This is a genomic window from Pseudomonas sp. NY11955 (genome assembly GCF_048068035.1).
Classification (GTDB): domain Bacteria; phylum Pseudomonadota; class Gammaproteobacteria; order Pseudomonadales; family Pseudomonadaceae; genus Aquipseudomonas.
In genome coordinates this window covers 96382-110789 of the sequence record NZ_JBLUPS010000005.1, presented here as the reverse complement: position 1 = coordinate 110789, position 14408 = coordinate 96382, and the positions used below count along the sequence as shown (strand labels likewise).

General features: G+C 64.7%; 12 protein-coding genes. 4 read left to right on the top strand and 8 right to left on the bottom strand.

Annotated features, from left to right (window positions below; all coding sequences use genetic code 11):
• Nucleotides 1-9 precede the first annotated feature (9 nt).
• The gene (locus ACNFBR_RS11380; protein WP_416735016.1) at nt 10-822 is read left to right on the top strand and encodes an SDR family oxidoreductase; all 813 of its coding nucleotides are present in this window, start codon (nt 10-12) and stop codon (nt 820-822) included.
• A gap of 130 nt (nt 823-952) precedes the next feature.
• On the opposite strand, the gene ACNFBR_RS11375 is transcribed toward ACNFBR_RS11380, so the two are convergent.
• The 4 genes from ACNFBR_RS11375 to ACNFBR_RS11360 form a co-directional block, all read right to left on the bottom strand.
• Nucleotides 953-2404 (bottom strand): efflux transporter outer membrane subunit, encoded by a 1452-nt coding sequence (locus ACNFBR_RS11375; RefSeq protein WP_416735015.1) that lies wholly within the window; start codon nt 2402-2404, stop codon nt 953-955.
• Nucleotides 2401-3462: an HlyD family secretion protein gene (locus tag ACNFBR_RS11370; RefSeq protein ID WP_416735014.1), complete on the bottom strand. Its 1062-nt coding sequence runs from the start codon at nt 3460-3462 to the stop codon at nt 2401-2403. Before ACNFBR_RS11370 ends, ACNFBR_RS11375 begins: the two co-directional genes overlap by 4 nt.
• Before the next feature lie 28 nt (nt 3463-3490).
• Nucleotides 3491-5032 carry an MFS transporter gene (locus ACNFBR_RS11365; protein ID WP_416735013.1) on the bottom strand — a complete coding sequence of 514 codons (1542 nt, stop codon included), beginning with the start codon at nt 5030-5032 and terminating at the stop codon, nt 3491-3493.
• 116 nt (nt 5033-5148) lie between these two features.
• Nucleotides 5149-6054: a LysR family transcriptional regulator gene (locus ACNFBR_RS11360; RefSeq protein ID WP_416735012.1), complete on the bottom strand. Its 906-nt coding sequence runs from the start codon at nt 6052-6054 to the stop codon at nt 5149-5151.
• A 271-nt stretch (nt 6055-6325) separates the two neighbouring features.
• On the opposite strand from ACNFBR_RS11360, the gene ACNFBR_RS11355 reads away from it, so the two are divergent.
• Nucleotides 6326-6775 carry a universal stress protein gene (locus tag ACNFBR_RS11355; protein WP_416735011.1) on the top strand — a complete coding sequence of 150 codons (450 nt, stop codon included), beginning with the start codon at nt 6326-6328 and terminating at the stop codon, nt 6773-6775.
• A 322-nt stretch (nt 6776-7097) separates the two neighbouring features.
• Here ACNFBR_RS11355 and ACNFBR_RS11350 read toward each other — a convergent pair whose 3' ends face one another.
• Genes ACNFBR_RS11350 through ACNFBR_RS11335 form a run of 4 tightly spaced genes read right to left on the bottom strand, consistent with a single transcriptional unit; the run spans nt 7098 to nt 11886 of the window.
• Nucleotides 7098-7958, bottom strand: coding sequence for an efflux RND transporter periplasmic adaptor subunit (locus ACNFBR_RS11350; protein WP_416735010.1), 861 nt, complete (start codon nt 7956-7958; stop codon nt 7098-7100).
• A gap of 10 nt (nt 7959-7968) precedes the next feature.
• Entirely contained in the window at nt 7969-8169 is a 201-nt protein-coding gene (locus tag ACNFBR_RS11345) for a DUF1656 domain-containing protein (protein WP_009685040.1), read from the bottom strand.
• Nucleotides 8159-10336 (bottom strand): FUSC family protein, encoded by a 2178-nt coding sequence (locus ACNFBR_RS11340; RefSeq protein WP_416735009.1) that lies wholly within the window; start codon nt 10334-10336, stop codon nt 8159-8161. Before ACNFBR_RS11340 ends, ACNFBR_RS11345 begins: the two co-directional genes overlap by 11 nt.
• Nucleotides 10333-11886, bottom strand: coding sequence for an efflux transporter outer membrane subunit (locus ACNFBR_RS11335; RefSeq protein ID WP_416735008.1), 1554 nt, complete (start codon nt 11884-11886; stop codon nt 10333-10335). Before ACNFBR_RS11335 ends, ACNFBR_RS11340 begins: the two co-directional genes overlap by 4 nt.
• Before the next feature lie 191 nt (nt 11887-12077).
• On the opposite strand from ACNFBR_RS11335, the gene ACNFBR_RS11330 reads away from it, so the two are divergent.
• Complete coding sequence (locus ACNFBR_RS11330) at nt 12078-13025, top strand: LysR family transcriptional regulator (protein ID WP_416735007.1); 948 nt, start codon at nt 12078-12080, stop codon at nt 13023-13025.
• Nucleotides 13026-13173: 148 nt separating this feature from the next.
• Complete coding sequence (locus ACNFBR_RS11325) at nt 13174-14148, top strand: 2-hydroxyacid dehydrogenase (protein WP_416735006.1); 975 nt, start codon at nt 13174-13176, stop codon at nt 14146-14148.
• The last annotated feature ends 260 nt before the right edge of the window (nt 14149-14408 follow it).

The following is a 14408-nucleotide window of genomic DNA, read 5'->3' as shown; positions in this document are numbered from 1 at the left end:
GCTTCTCCCATGCCCACTGTCCTGATTACAGGTTGTTCCAGCGGCATCGGCCGCGCCCTGGCCGATGCCTTTCGCGATGCCGGCCACCAGGTCTGGGCCACTGCCCGCAGGCCTGAAGATGTCGAGCAACTGAGCACCGCCGGCTACACCGCCCGGCAGTTGGATGTGAACGACGGTGAGGCGCTGGCCCGCCTGGCCAATGAACTGGAAAGCCTCGACATCCTGATCAACAACGCCGGCTACGGCGCCATGGGCCCGTTGCTCGATGGCGGCGTCGACGCCCTGCGCCAGCAGTTCGAAACCAACGTGTTCGCCGTGGTCGGCGTTACCCGCGCGCTGTTCCCGCTGCTACGCCGCTCACGCGGCCTGGTGGTGAACATCGGCAGCGTCTCCGGCGTGCTGGTCACGCCCTTCGCCGGTGCCTACTGCGCCTCGAAGGCCGCCGTGCATGCGCTGAGCGATGCCTTGCGCCTAGAACTGGCACCGTTCGGTGTGCAGGTGATGGAAGTGCAGCCGGGGGCGATTGCCACGCAGTTCGCCAGCCATGCCCAGCGCCAGGCCGAGCAGGTACTGGCGGCGGATTCGCCATGGTGGCCGTTGCGTGAGCAGGTGCAAGCACGGGCGCGGGCCTCGCAGGACAAACCGACCTCGGCGGCGGTGTTTGCCCAGGGGGTGTTGGCGGCAGTCGGCAAGGCACCCGTGCCAGGGCTGGTGCGGTTGGGCAATGGCAGCACGGCACTGCCGTTGATGGCCCGGTTGCTGCCGCAGCGCTTGCTCGACTGGGCGTTACGCAAGCGCTTTGGCCTGCTTCGCCCCCTCTGATTTTTTGGCGGCCTGTGCCGGCCTCTTCGCGGGCTCGCCCGCTCCCACAGAGATCGTGTTATGCCAAGGTTAACGCTGTACCTGTAGGAGCGGCCTTGTGCCGCGATGGGCCGCACAGCGGCCCCGCTTTTTAGGCTTTCTTCGCTGGCTGCTCATCAAACGCCTGCCAGCCACCGCCCAAGGCCTTGTACAACCCTACCAGCGCCTGCGACACCGCCGCCGAGCTGTCGATCCACTGCTCCTCGCTGGCCAGCAACGCCCCTTGCACCGTCAGCACATTGAGAAAGTCCACCGCCCCTTCCACATACTGGCGCTGGGCGGTTTCCAGGGCGATGCGGTTCTGCCGCACGGCCTCGGCCAAATGGTCGCGGCGCAATTGGCTGGCGTTGTACAGGCGTAGCACATCGTCAATTTCATGCCAGGCACCCAGCACCACCTTGCGGTAGTTCAACGCGGCCTCCTGCTGCTGTGCCTCGCGCAGTTCGAGGGTGCCCTTGAGCCGACCACCCTCGAAGATCGGCAGCGACAGCTGCGGCCCGAAGGCAAACCGGCGCGAGTCCCAGCCACCGAAATCAGACAATTGCATGGCCTGGAAGCCAACACTGCCCGACAGCCGGATGCTCGGATAGAAGTCCGCCTTGGCCACGCCGATGCTGGCGGTGGCAGCATGCAGGCGGGCCTCGGCCTGGCGGATGTCCGGGCGGCGCTCGGCCAGTTCGGAAGGCACCCCGATGGCAAATATCTGCTGCGGCGCCGGCAGCTCGCCGCGTTGCAGCAATTGGGTCTGCAAGCTGCGCGGTGGTTCGGCGGCGAGCAGGCTGAGGGCGTTGATCAGTTCATCACGGCGGGCTTCCAGGCTGGGCAGTCGCGACTCGATCGACGCGACCTGGGCGCTGGCCTGGGCCACATCCAGGCGCGTGGCAACGCCTTCGGCCTGGCGGTCCTCGGACAGCTTCAGGCTGTGCCGAGCAACCTTGAGGTTGTCCTGCGTCACCTCGAGGGTGTGCTGCACCGCGCGCAGCTGGATGTAGTTGCCGGCGGTTTCCGACAACAGGGCCAGCAGCACCCCGCGACGGTCGTTCTCGGCCACTTCGACGGTGGCATCGGCAGCCTCGACCTGGCGCCGCACACGGCCCCACAGGTCCAGCTCCCAACCTGCCACCAGGTCGCCCTGCCAGAGGTTGTACGCCGCTTTGCCCGCTTTACCGGACGGGTCGCTCAGGCCTTCGGCGCTGTTACGCGCGCGGCTATAGCCGGCGTTGGCGTCCACCGACGGCATTTCGTCGGCGGCCACGGTGCTGCGCAGGGCACGGCTTTGCAGCAACCGTGCGCTGGCCATCTGCAGGTCGAGGTTGCGTTCGGCCACCCGCTGGATCAAGGCGCTAAGCTGGGCATCGTGAAAGGACTCCCACCAGCGCAGTTCCAGCGGTTCGGCCTGCGGTTGGCTGGCCGCCGCCTCACCCTGCAGCGGCGCCCACTGTTGCGGTGCCTGGCTGTCGGGGCGCAGGAAGTCCGGGCCCATGGTGCAGCCGGCTAGCAACACGGCCAGCAGCAATGGGCTCATGCGTAATGCCGCTTTCATCGTGCGCTTACCTCTTTGCCATCGAGCTTGTCGCCACGGGTATCGATGGTCGCTTCCACCGACATGCCCACACGCAGGCGGGTGAGCAGTGGCTGGCCATCATCGAAAACGATCTTCACCGGAATGCGTTGCACCACCTTGGTGAAGTTGCCAGTGGCGTTGTCTGGCTTGACCGCGGCGAAGGTGACGCCAGTGGCCGGGGCAATGCTTTGCACATGGCCTTGCAGCTTTTCGCCGGAGAAGGTGTCGACGCTGATGCTCACCGGCTGCCCCGGCTGCACGTGGGTCAGTTGGGTTTCCTGGAAATTGCCGACCACATAGGCCTGTTGCAATGGCACCACCGACAGCAGGCGGGCACCTGGGTTGACGTAGGCACCGACGCGCAAGGCGCGTTCGCCGACCATGCCGTCAACCGGCGCAGTGATGCGGGTATAGGACAGATCCAACTGAGCCTTTTCCAGGCCCGCTTCGGCACGCTTGAGCTGGCCATCGGCGCTGGCCACCTGAGCGCTGAGAATGTCCACCTGCTTGCGCGCCGCCACCAGCGCCGCCTGGGCATTGGCCAGGCGTGCTCGGGCTTGATCGACACCGCTGCGCGCCTGCTGGGCGTTCTGCACGGTACCGGCGCCCTGCTCGGCCAGGCGGCTGTAGCGGTTGACTTCATGGTCGGCGAACGCCGCTTCGGCCTGGGCCGCTTTGACAGCGGCTTCGGCCTGGGCAATCAGCGCCGCCTGGCGCTCCAGGGTGGCGCGGGCATCGGCGCTTTGCGCCTGGGCTACCAGCAACTGCGCCTGCGCGGCATCCAGCGCGGCCTGGTAGTCACGGGCATCGATGGTCGCCAGTAACTGGCCAGCGGTGACCTGCTGGTTGTCTTCTACCAGCACTTCCTTGATGAAACCGGCGACTTTGGGCGCGACCACGGTGTAGTCGGCGATCACATAGGCGTCATTGGTGCTCTGGCGGTGGTCACTGCCAAACATCCAGGGGCCGACGATGCCAGCCAGGACGGCCACGGCCAGCACCGAGCCGATGAACAGGGTTTTGCGGTTGTTGGTCATTTCAGTATTTCTCGAATTCATCCAGGGTTCAGGCCACCGCACGCGGCGGATAGACCCGGGTAGGCACGAAAGGAATCAAGCAGATCAGGGCCACGGCAATGCAGGCCAGGACGAGGTACAGATCGGCCGAGGTCAGGACCAGCGCCTGGTCGTGGATGCGCTTGGCCAGGCCTGCAGCGCTGTCGTCGACCAGCGGGGCGTTGCCCAGGCTGTCCACCAGGTGGTTGGAATGGAAATGCCGGCGCAGCGTGCCAAGGGCGTCCAGCAGGCCAGCGGCGATGACGGCGGCCAGGCCCTTCACAGTGTTGAACCAGCTGGAGGCGAATGGGCCTTCCTGCGGGGTCATGCCATTGGTGGACAGCATCAGCAGCGGCAGCACCGCCATCGGCTGGCCAAACACCTGCAGCAGGTAGAACGGGTAGAAGTCGCCACGGATCCACTCGCTGGTCAGCAGGCTGCTGCCGACGCAGGACACCGCCAGCATCGCCAGGCCAATGCCCAGCACCCAGCGGCAGTCCACCGCACGGATGTTGCAAAGTGCCGCCGTCAGCGGCAGGGCGATCAGTTGCGGCATGGCCACCAACATCATCAGCGGGCTGGTCTGCGCCGGGCGGTAGCCCTGGATCTGCGCCAGGTAGGCCGAAGGGAGGCTGCCCACACCCGAGAGCACGATCAGGACACCGGCCAGGGTCACCAGGGCGAAACTCAGGTTGCGTCGCTGCAGCATGCGCAACTGGAAGAACGGCAGCGGCTCGGACCACTCGTTGAACATGAACAGCACCAGCAACACCAAGCCACCGCCCAGCAGCCAGCAGATCAGCGGCGAATCGAACCAGCCCCAGCGGTCGCCCAGCGACAGGCCCAGGACGATGCAACTGATAGCGGGCAGGCCGAGCAGTACGCCACGCCAGTCGAACTGCTTGAAACGCTCCAGCCGCAGCGGGTCCTGCGGCAGGCCCCAGCCGACGCAGGCAATCGCCAGCAGCGAGGGCAGGATGATCTGCCAGAACGCCCATTGCCAGCCAACGTACTCAGTCCACAGCCCTGCCAACGGCGTGCCGAGGTTTGGGCCAAAGGTGGCAGTCAGGGCGTAGCAAGCCAGGCCGTACACCTTGATACCTGGCGGCAAAAAGCGCAGGGCCACGCTCATCAGCATCGGCGGCAATGCGCCGGAGGCAAAGCCTTGCAGGATACGCAGCAACATGAGGCTGTGCAGGTTGGGGGCGAACGGTTGCAGCAGGCCGAGCACGGCGAACAGGCCGATGGCGCTCATGGTGAAGCGCCGCAGCGAGAAGGTGGTGGCCAGCCACGGCGCGAAGGCCATGGCCGATACCGAAGCGGCGCTGTACACCGCCAGCAACCAGGCACCTTCGTCGGCACCGATGCCCATGGCACCGCGGATGTCGGCCAAAGAAATCTTGGTCACCGACTCGTTGAGACCTGCGCACAGCACGGCCAGCAATACACCGAACAGCCCGACCACCACTTGCAGGCCGAACGCAGTCTGCGCAGGCGCGGCCGGCGCAGGGGCGGCGGCCAGCGCCGCAGAGGGCGCGGTCAGGGAACTCATTGGAATACATCTCCAGCAACAATTTCTAGGCTGGAGCAAGTTTAAGAAGGTCGAATGCTGACGAAAACTGACTTGTTGGCAGTTTTATATTGCGTCAGACGCAATCGACACCCTCCTCACGGGTCGATGCGGCCACAGGCTTTCAACGTCTGGCGCAACCAACGGTGCGCAGGGTCATTGTCGAAACGCGGGTGCCATGCCTGCTTCACATTGACCTTCTCCAACGGCACTGGGATCTCGAACGAGCGCAATGGCAACTTCAGCCGCTGCACACTGTTGAGGATATTGGCGGGTATTGGCAGGATCAGGTCGGAATCCGGTAGCGAAAACATCGCCGAGTGGAAGCTGGTGGTGATCAAGGCCACTCGCCGCTCCACTTTGTGGTTGGCCAACGCCACATCGATCGGGCCATTGGCACGGCCACGCCGCGATACGCTGATCTGCGGGTAGGCGGCGAAACGCTCAGGGGTGATTGGGGCGTCGAAGATCGGATGCCCCTCACGCGCCAAGCCCACGAAGTAGGTGTTGAACAGGCTCTGCACCTTGATTTCCGGGCCCAGCTCAACGGCCGAGCTGATGATCAGGTCGATATGCCCGTTGCGCAGCACCGCATCATCGTCCCCACTGCCCTCCGGGACGAACCGCAACACCGTACGCGGCGCCTGGTCCAGCATCATGCGCAGCAGTTGGGCCCCGTACAGGGCGATGAACAGGTCATTGGTGCGGATGTTGAAGGCACGGTCCAGGTTCACCAGATCGACATCGTCACGGCTGCGGAACACTTGCCCGGCCTGCTCTACCAGGCCATGCACCTGTTCGCGCAGGGCCAGCGCGCGCGGCGTGGGCACCAGGCCACGGCCGGCGCGCACCAGGATCGGATCGCCCATGGCCTCGCGAATGCGCCCCAATGTCCGGCTCATGGCCGCCGGGCTCAGGTTCATGCGCTGCGCCGCGCCGACCACGCTGCCTTCGTCGAGCAGGACATCGAGGGCGACGAGCAGGTTCATGTCCGGGAGTTGCATGGCCGTTTTCCGTTACAGCGGTAGGAATGGCGATGGTAGCAGGTTGGTGGATTGCACCAGACGCAATGCGCTCGTGCGTTGTGGGGCATTTATTCACCGACCGTGTTCGGCCTTAAATAGAGCATTGGCAGGTTCGGCCTCTTCGCGGGCACGCCCGCTCCCACAGGAACTCCACCATGCCCGAGCGGTGTGCAGGAGCTGTGGGAGCGGGCATGCCCGCGAAAGGGCCGATCCTGCAGATACACCCGCCAGCCATTGCCAAGGATCCCACATGCCCAGCCCCGTCCTGATCGCCATCGACGCCTCCCCGGCTTCCAGTGCCCTGCTGGCCCTCGCCCGCCGCTACTGCCGCCCCGGCGAGCACGAATTGCACGTGCTGCTGGCCATCGATTCCACCTTCGCCGTGCATGAGCAACCCGCGCCCTATACCACCGAAGAGTTGGAGGAATACCCCGCCGCTTGCGAGGAACAGCAACATGCCGACCACGCCGTGACCGAGGCCGTGTGCGAATTGCAACAAGCCGGCTTTACCAGCCGCGGTTGCATGGTGGCCGGGCAGCCGGTCGATGTGATCGTGACTAAGGCGCACGAACTCAATTGCGAGCTGATCATCATGGGCCACCGTCACCTGTCGCGGCTGGGGCGGTTGCTCGACCCTTCTATCAGCGCGAAGGTGATTGATCGGGTGAAGGTGCCGGTGTTGGTGGGGGCGGCGGGGTAGAAATCACAGAAGATTGGACGCTTGGCTCTGAGCTTCATTTGGGCATGCAGGTGCTCGCCATGATTTTTACAGCGCCTTTGAGATCAAGCGCCGCCCGCGCGGCGCATCGCGAGCGAAGCTCGCTCCTACGTTTGTTTCGGGCCAATTACGCCTGTGGGATTTGCGCGCGAACGCCTTGGCGCCTGGCGCGATACCGCGTCGAACAAACCAGGCGGTCGCGCGCGCCTGTCACAGGCGATACTGGCCCGAAACAAACGTAGGAGCGAGCTTCGCTCGCGATGCGCCGCGCGGGCGGCGCTCGATCTTCCTGACTACAAATCCCTCAAGGCGAACTCGGCTTCACCACCACCGTACAGGTCGTCCCCGCCGCCAGCAAAAACCCTTCCGGCACTTCATCGATGTGAATCCGCACCGGCACCCGCTGCGCCAGCCGCACCCAGTTGAACGTAGGGTTCACATCGGCGATCAGCTCGCGGCTTTGCGGGTTGTCGCGGTCGTAGATGCCACGGGCGATGCTCTCCACATGCCCCTTGATGCGCTCGCCACTCATCATCTGCAGCTCGGCCTGGTCACCCACCTTCACGTGCGGCAGCTTGGTCTCTTCGAAGAAGCCGTAGACCCAGAACGAGTTCTCGTCGACCACCGCCATCACCGCTTCACCGGTACGCGCATAGTCGCCCTTGTGGATATTCAGGTTGGTCACGTAGCCATCCACCGTGGCCACGATGTGCGTGCGCTTGAGGTTCAGCTCGGCGGCCGCCAGTTCGGCAAGGGCCTGCTGGTAGTCGGCCTGGGCGGAGTTGGCGATGTTGCTGGCGTCATCGCGGTTTTCCTTGGAGATCACCAGGTTGTCCATGTCGGCCCGGCGCTTGGCATTGACCTTGCGCATTTCCCAAGTGGCCTTGCGTGACGCGACCAGCGCCTTGGCCTGGTCGACCGCCAACTGGTAGTGCTCGGGGTCGATCTGAATCAGCAGGTCGCCCTTCTTCACCCGCTGGTTGTCTTTGACCGGCACGTCCACCACGTAGCCGGGCACGTCGGCGGCAACGTTGATGATGTCGGCACGCACGCGGCCGTCGCGGGTCCACGGCGTGGTCATGTAGTGCAGCCACAACTGACGACCGATGGCCACGGCAGCGACCAGCACCAGCAGGGTGGCGATCAGGCTGAAGAACTTTTTCATCGAAGGATTCTCACCAGTAGACAGTAAGCGCCATGGCGCCGAACAGGCAGACGAACAGGCTCAGGCGCAGCAGCGCCGGGTGCCAGAAGAAACGGTAGCCATCATGGCTGGCGATGAACCGGTCCAGGCCCCAGGCCAGGCCCAGGGCGAACAGGAACATCAAGGTCATGGTGGGCATGTACACGCCATGGAAGGCGATTTCACGGGGCATGGTGCAATCCTTTCGCCGGTGCCAGCGGCGACTGTGGGTCCAGCAGGGAAGAACGGATGAAGTGCAGGTAGCTTTGCGCGCGGCGCAGCACCGAAGTGTCGAAGTGCCGGGCGAATGGCTCGTCGGTGGCCTGCACGCGGGCGATGGCATGGTCCACGGCCACCAGTGCGCGCTCGTGGTTGCTGGCGCTTGGCTGCAGGAACAGCCGGGCCAGGGCCCGGCCCATGACGCGGATTGCCTGGCGCCACGGCTGCGACTCGGCGTAGGCCGGGTGCACTGGTGCGCGGGCCTGCTCTTTGCGCAACTCGATGACGGCGTGGCCGATCTCCAGCACGGTGAACATCCAGCCCATCAGCTGGCTCTGCACCTGCGGCTTGCCAGCCGCCAGGCCATAGGCCTGGTGCAGCAGATCGCGGGTGCGGCTTTCGAACGCCGTGCCAATGCCGCGCAGGCGGCCGCTGATGGCGAACAGCACCTGTTCGCGCAGCTCTTGCTCCAGGCGGCTCCACAACCAGCGGCTATTGGGCGGCAGGATGATCGCCCCGGCAGCGGCACAGACGAACATGCCGATGACCATGCCGATGTAGTCGTTGATGAAGGTGTACGGGTCATACACGGTGAGGTTGTTCGGCACCGAGCCAATCGCGAAGAACACCAGCAGGCCGATGCCGTAGCCGGCATAGGCCGGGCGCGACGACAAAAACGCGCCCAGCACGAACACCGGCGCCAGGACCATGCACAGCAGCGGGAAGCCGTCGATCCAGGGGAACACGAAGAAGGTTTCGAAGAACCCGACAAAAGCACCGATGGCGGTGCCGCAGGCCATCTGGAACGACATGCGCTTGGGGTTCGGTGACGCCGCCGAAAGGCCCACGGTGACCGTGGCGATCAGGGTCATCATGGCGCCGCTGGGCCAGTCACTGAGCAGCCAGTAACTGCCCAGCAGCAACAGCACCGCCGAGGCGCGCACACCGGCGGCCAGCGACACCAGCCAGCTGGTCTGTGCCACGTAGGGCTCGTCCCACTGTTCGCGCTCGTGCTTGTGCGCAGCCAGCGAGGCATGGGTTTCGGCGTAGCTGAACATCTCGTCGACGAAGCGGTACAGCAGTTCGAACGCGGTGTGAAAGTCGAGCAGGTCGGCCTCACTGGGCTCGGTTGCCAGGTACTCGGCCCGCAGGCCGCGCACCTGGGCCTGCAGGCCTTCCTTATAGGCGGCCAGCTCCAGGGTCAGGCGCAACGCATCGGCATCGGTCAGCGCCCGGCCCACATAGGGCTGCAGCAGCTCCACCAGGGTGTTCAAGCCCGGTTCGATGGCACTGACGATTTGCAGCGGGCCACGGGCACGCAGGCGTTCCAGCAAACGGTGCAAGGCATTGAAACGCGTGGTGATGGCCATGAACTCGCTGTTCATGCGCACCAGCCGGCCACTGCGGCGGCGCATGTGCGGGTCTTCGAAAGCGGTGACGTTGCGCAAGCTCTCAAGGCCCACGGCCTCGGCTACGAAGCGCACGTTGCTGCTCTCGAAACGGTCTTTTTGGCTATTGCCACGCAAGGCCTCGACCACCACCCCGGCGAACACGCCAAAGCGCTGGTACAGGGCGTTGCGCATCGCGGCACTGGCCGACTGCGGCAGGATCGCGGCGCTGACGAAGGTCGACACCAGAATGCCCAGGGCAATTTCCAGCACCCGCCATACTGCAGCCATGAACGCCTGGTCGGGGTGCTGCAGTACCGGCAGGCCGATCATCGCGGCGGTGTAGCCGGCCAGCACGAAGCCATAGGCACGGAAGGTGCGATAACGCATGGCACCGGCCGAGCACAGGCCCACCCAAAGCGCCAGGCTGGGCAGGAACAGTTCGGTGTTCTGCGGAAAGATGGCGATCAGCGCCACCATCATCGCCGAGCCCGCCAGGGTGCCGAGCACCCGGTAGAAGCTTTTGGCGAACACATGCCCGCTTTGCGGCTGCATGACGATGAACACGGTGATCATTGCCGTGCGCGGTTGCGGCAGCTCCAGGCGCATGGCCAGCCACAGCGTGATGAACGCGGCGGCCAGCACCTTAAAGATGTACACCCAGGTCACGCCGTCGGTGCGTGCCCAGGCAAAGAAGCCCCGGCGCCATTCCAGGCTTCGCAGCCAGCGCACGGGCAAACTGGAAGTGCTCATTCGGCGTTATCCGGCTTCTTGTCGAAAATGGCCAGGGTGGCCGGGGTTTTCGGCGCGGCCTGGCGTTCTTCGTCAGGTACATCCTGGCCGGCCTGCAGGCCGCCGCCCAGGGCGGTGACCAACTCGGCGTGGGCGATCAGGCGGGCGGCCTGCACCTGCTGCTGCACCTGCTGCTGGCGGAACAGCAAGGTTTGCGCATTGAGCACGTTCAGGTAGTCGGTGAGACCACGCTGGAAGGCGACCATGGCGATGTCGTAGGTTTTCTGTGCGGCAGCCACCGACTCGGCGGCGAAGTGCGACTGCTCTTTCATCGACTCGCGACGAATCAACTGGTCGGAGATGTTCTTCAGCGCACCGACCACAGTCTGGTTGTATCGCGCCACGGCCACGTCATAGCCAGCCGAGGCCACACCCAGCTGCGAGCGCAGGCGGCCACCGTCGAAGATCGGCAGGCTGATGGCCGGGCCGACGTTGTAGTTGAACTTGCGTCCGGTGAGGAACTCCAGCGGGCCGCCACCGGTGGCCATGAAGCCCAGGCTGCCAACCAGGTCGACGTTGGGGAAGAAGCCGGCATGGGCGACGTCGATGCCGCGCGCCTGCGCAGCCACCTGCCAGCGGCTGGCGACCACGTCGGGGCGTTGGCCGACCAGTTCGGCGGGCAGGTTCGAGGGCAGCTTCAGCGGCGCGGCCAGGGCCAGGGTCGGGCGCTGCAACTGCGCACCCTCCCCCGGCCCCTTGCCGGCCAGTGCCGCCAGCTGGTTGCGGGTCAGGGCGATTTCTTCGTCGAGGCTGTCGAGCTGGCGGTGGGTTTCCGGCAGCGGCGCTTCAGCCTGGCTGACTTCGAAGTGGGTGCCGATGCCGGCATCCAGGCGACGCTTGGCCAGCGCCAGGATCTGCTCCTGCTGCTCCAGTTCGGCCTTGACGATATCGCGCTGGGCAAAATGCAGGCTCAGCTGGATGTAGGCGCGCACCACGTTGTTCTGCAGTTCCAGCTGCGCCTGACGGGCTTCGGCCACACTCATGTGCGCCTGGTCCACAGCCTGCTCGCTGGCGTTGCGCTCGCGCCCCCACAGGTCGAGGGCGTAGCTGAAGCCGATGGCGGCGTTGTTGTCCCAGGTATTGGCACCCGACAGCGCGCCTGGGCCGTAGAACTGGTCTTCAGGCCAGTTGTGGCGCTTGAGCGTGGCCTGACCGTTGGCCTGGAGCTTTTCCGCCGACTCGACCACGCCAGCCATCGCCTTGGCTTCGCGGACCCGTGCCGTGGCCATGGCCAGGCTTGGGCTGCCGGCCACGGCCAGGCTTGGGCTGCCGGCCACGGCCAGGGCAATCCAGCGGTCCAGTTGTGGGTCGCCATAGGCGTGCCACCACTGCTGGTCGGGCCAATGGGCGTCGGTCGCGGCTTCGCGTATGGCCGCGTCGGTGGTCAAGGTATTGGCTTGCAGCGTCTTGCTTTGCGGGGCGATGCCCCAGGTTCCGATACAGCCACTCAAGGTGAGGGCAAGGGCACAGGCACTGAACGCATTGAGCGTTCTGATGATGCGACGCGGCACAGCTGCGATTTCCCGAGGAAGAGGTGAAGGGGCCGGGCAATTCTAGGGGGCGGCAGCACTGGCGATAAGCGCAGATTCCTGCGAATCTTTGTTACCAAAACAGCGATAATCCGCCTTTGGTCGAAGGCAACTTTTCATCTTTTTTACGTTACTTCGTGACACAATTTTGTCCTCTACATCGAGAGTGACCCATGGACACCCTGCAAAACATGCGTGCTTTCAGTTGCGTAGCCCAGCTTGGCAGCTTTACCGCTGCTGCCGCGCAACTGGATACGACCACCGCGAACGTGTCGCGGGCGGTCTCCAACCTGGAAGCCCATCTGCAAACAAGGCTGCTCAACCGAACCACCCGCCGCATTGCGCTGACCGAGGCCGGCAAGCGCTACCTGATGCGTTGCGAACAGATTCTTACCTATGTGGAAGAAGCTGAAGCCGAAGCCAGCGATGCCCACGCCCGCCCGGCCGGGCAGTTGAAGGTGCACTCGATGACCGGGGTCGGCCAGCATTTCGTGGTCGATGCCATTGCCCGCTACCGCGAGTCGCACCCGGACGTCACCTTCGACCTGACCATGGCCAACCGCGTGCCCGACCTGCTCGACGAGGGTTATGACGTGTCCATCGTACTGGCCACCGAATTGCCCGACTCGGGTTTCGTGTCGCAGCGTCTGGGCATCACCTACAGCATCGTCTGCGCCTCACCCGGTTACATCGCCCGCCACGGCACCGCGCACAAGCCCGCCGACCTGCTCAAGCACGCCTGCCTGCGCATGGTCAGCCCGGTGATCCCGCTGGAAAAGTGGCTGTTCGACGGCCCGGAAGGCCAGGAGATGGTCAACATCACCAGTTCACCGTTCATGGTCAACACCGCCGATGCCATGAAAACCGCGATCCGCAGCGGCATGGGCGTAGGTGTGCTGCCCATCTATTCGGCCATCGACGGCCTGCGTGACGGTAGCCTGGTGCGGGTGCTGCCGGAGTACCGCCTGCAGGAGCTGAACCTGTATGCCATCTATCCGTCGCGACAGTACCTGGATGCCAAGATCAAGACCTGGGTCGAGTACCTGCGCAACTCGCTGCCGGAGATTCTCGCGGCCCATGAGGCAGACCTGAAAACCCATCAGGTGCTGATCGCCACCTAAAAAGCTGCTGCACTGCGGGGGTGGACAATGGTAGGTTGCTAACCATTGCCCGCTCCCACAGCCCTCAAGGCCTGTACAGAACCTGTGGGAGCGGGTTTACCCGCGAAGAATCCACCCCTGTCCCACCGCCTTGCAGAGAAGTTGCCCGATGAAAAAGACCGTCCTGGCCTTCAGCCGTATCACCCCGGCCATGGCCGAGCGCCTGCAGCAAGACTTCAACGTGATCCTGCCCAACCCCAAGCTCGGCGACATCAACGCCCAGTTCAACGAAGCCCTGCCCGAGGCCCACGGCCTGATCGGCGTTGGCCGCAAGCTGGGTCGTGCCCAACTTGAAGGCGCGGCCAAGTTGGAGGTGGTGTCCAGTGTTTCGGTCGGCTATGACAACTACGACCTGGACTACTTCAACGAACGCGGCATCGCCCTGACCAACACCCCCGACGTGCTTACCGAAAGCACCGCCGACCTGGGCTTCTCGCTGATCATGGGCTGCGCCCGCCGCACCGCCGAACTGGATGCCTGGACCAAGGCTGGCAACTGGCAGGCCACCGTTGGCCCGGCCCATTTCGGCAGCGATGTGCATGGCAAGACGCTGGGTATCGTCGGCATGGGCAACATCGGCGCTGCCGTTGCCCGCCGTGGCCGGTTCGGTTTCAACATGCCGGTCATCTACGCTGGCAACAGCCGCAAGACCGCGCTGGAGCAAGAACTTGGGGCGCAGTTCCGCAGCCTGGACCAGTTGCTGGCCGAAGCGGACTTCGTCGTCATCGTGGTGCCGTTGTCCGACGCCACGCGCAAGCTGATCAGCGCCCGGGAGCTGAAACTGATGAAGCCAAGCGCCTTCCTGATCAATATCGCTCGCGGGCCGGTAGTGGATGAAGCGGCGTTGATCGAAGCCCTGCAGAACGGCACCCTTCGGGGGGCTGGCCTGGACGTGTACGAGAAGGAGCCGCTGAGCGATTCGCCACTGTTCAAGCTACCCAATGCGCTGACCTTGCCGCACATTGGCTCGGCCACCGCCGAAACCCGCGAGGCGATGGCCAACCGCGCGATGGACAACCTGCGTGCGGCGCTGCTGGGTGAGCGACCGCGCGACCTGGTGAACCCGCAGGTGTGGAAGGGCTGATAGCTCGCTACTGGCTGCACCGGCCCTTTCGCGGGCACGCCCGCTCCCACAGGTACTGCACAGGTTCCAAGGGCTGCAGGGTATCTGTGAGAGCCAAAAGTACTGCACAGGCCCCGAGGGTTGTGGGGTACCTGTGGGAGCCACAAGTACTGCACAGGCCCCAAGGGTTGTGGGGTACCTGTGGGAGCCACAAGTACTGCACAGGCCCCGAGGGTTGTGGGGTACCTGTGGGAGCCACAAGTACTGCACAGGCCCCGAGG

Bases quoted from the DNA above. Each gene is read 5' to 3' on its own strand.
- ACNFBR_RS11365 (WP_416735013.1), bottom strand. From the start codon at position 5,032: ATGAGTTCCCTGACCGCGCCCTCTGCGGCGCTGGCCGCCGCCCCTGCG.
- ACNFBR_RS11370 (WP_416735014.1), bottom strand. From the start codon at position 3,462: ATGACCAACAACCGCAAAACCCTGTTCATCGGCTCGGTGCTGGCCGTG.
- ACNFBR_RS11345 (WP_009685040.1), bottom strand. From the start codon at position 8,169: ATGCCCCGTGAAATCGCCTTCCATGGCGTGTACATGCCCACCATGACC.
- ACNFBR_RS11360 (WP_416735012.1), bottom strand. From the start codon at position 6,054: ATGCAACTCCCGGACATGAACCTGCTCGTCGCCCTCGATGTCCTGCTC.
- ACNFBR_RS11330 (WP_416735007.1), top strand. From the start codon at position 12,078: ATGGACACCCTGCAAAACATGCGTGCTTTCAGTTGCGTAGCCCAGCTT.
- ACNFBR_RS11355 (WP_416735011.1), top strand. From the start codon at position 6,326: ATGCCCAGCCCCGTCCTGATCGCCATCGACGCCTCCCCGGCTTCCAGT.
- ACNFBR_RS11375 (WP_416735015.1), bottom strand. From the start codon at position 2,404: ATGAAAGCGGCATTACGCATGAGCCCATTGCTGCTGGCCGTGTTGCTA.
- ACNFBR_RS11350 (WP_416735010.1), bottom strand. From the start codon at position 7,958: ATGAAAAAGTTCTTCAGCCTGATCGCCACCCTGCTGGTGCTGGTCGCT.
- ACNFBR_RS11325 (WP_416735006.1), top strand. From the start codon at position 13,174: ATGAAAAAGACCGTCCTGGCCTTCAGCCGTATCACCCCGGCCATGGCC.
- ACNFBR_RS11340 (WP_416735009.1), bottom strand. From the start codon at position 10,336: ATGAGCACTTCCAGTTTGCCCGTGCGCTGGCTGCGAAGCCTGGAATGG.
- ACNFBR_RS11380 (WP_416735016.1), top strand. From the start codon at position 10: ATGCCCACTGTCCTGATTACAGGTTGTTCCAGCGGCATCGGCCGCGCC.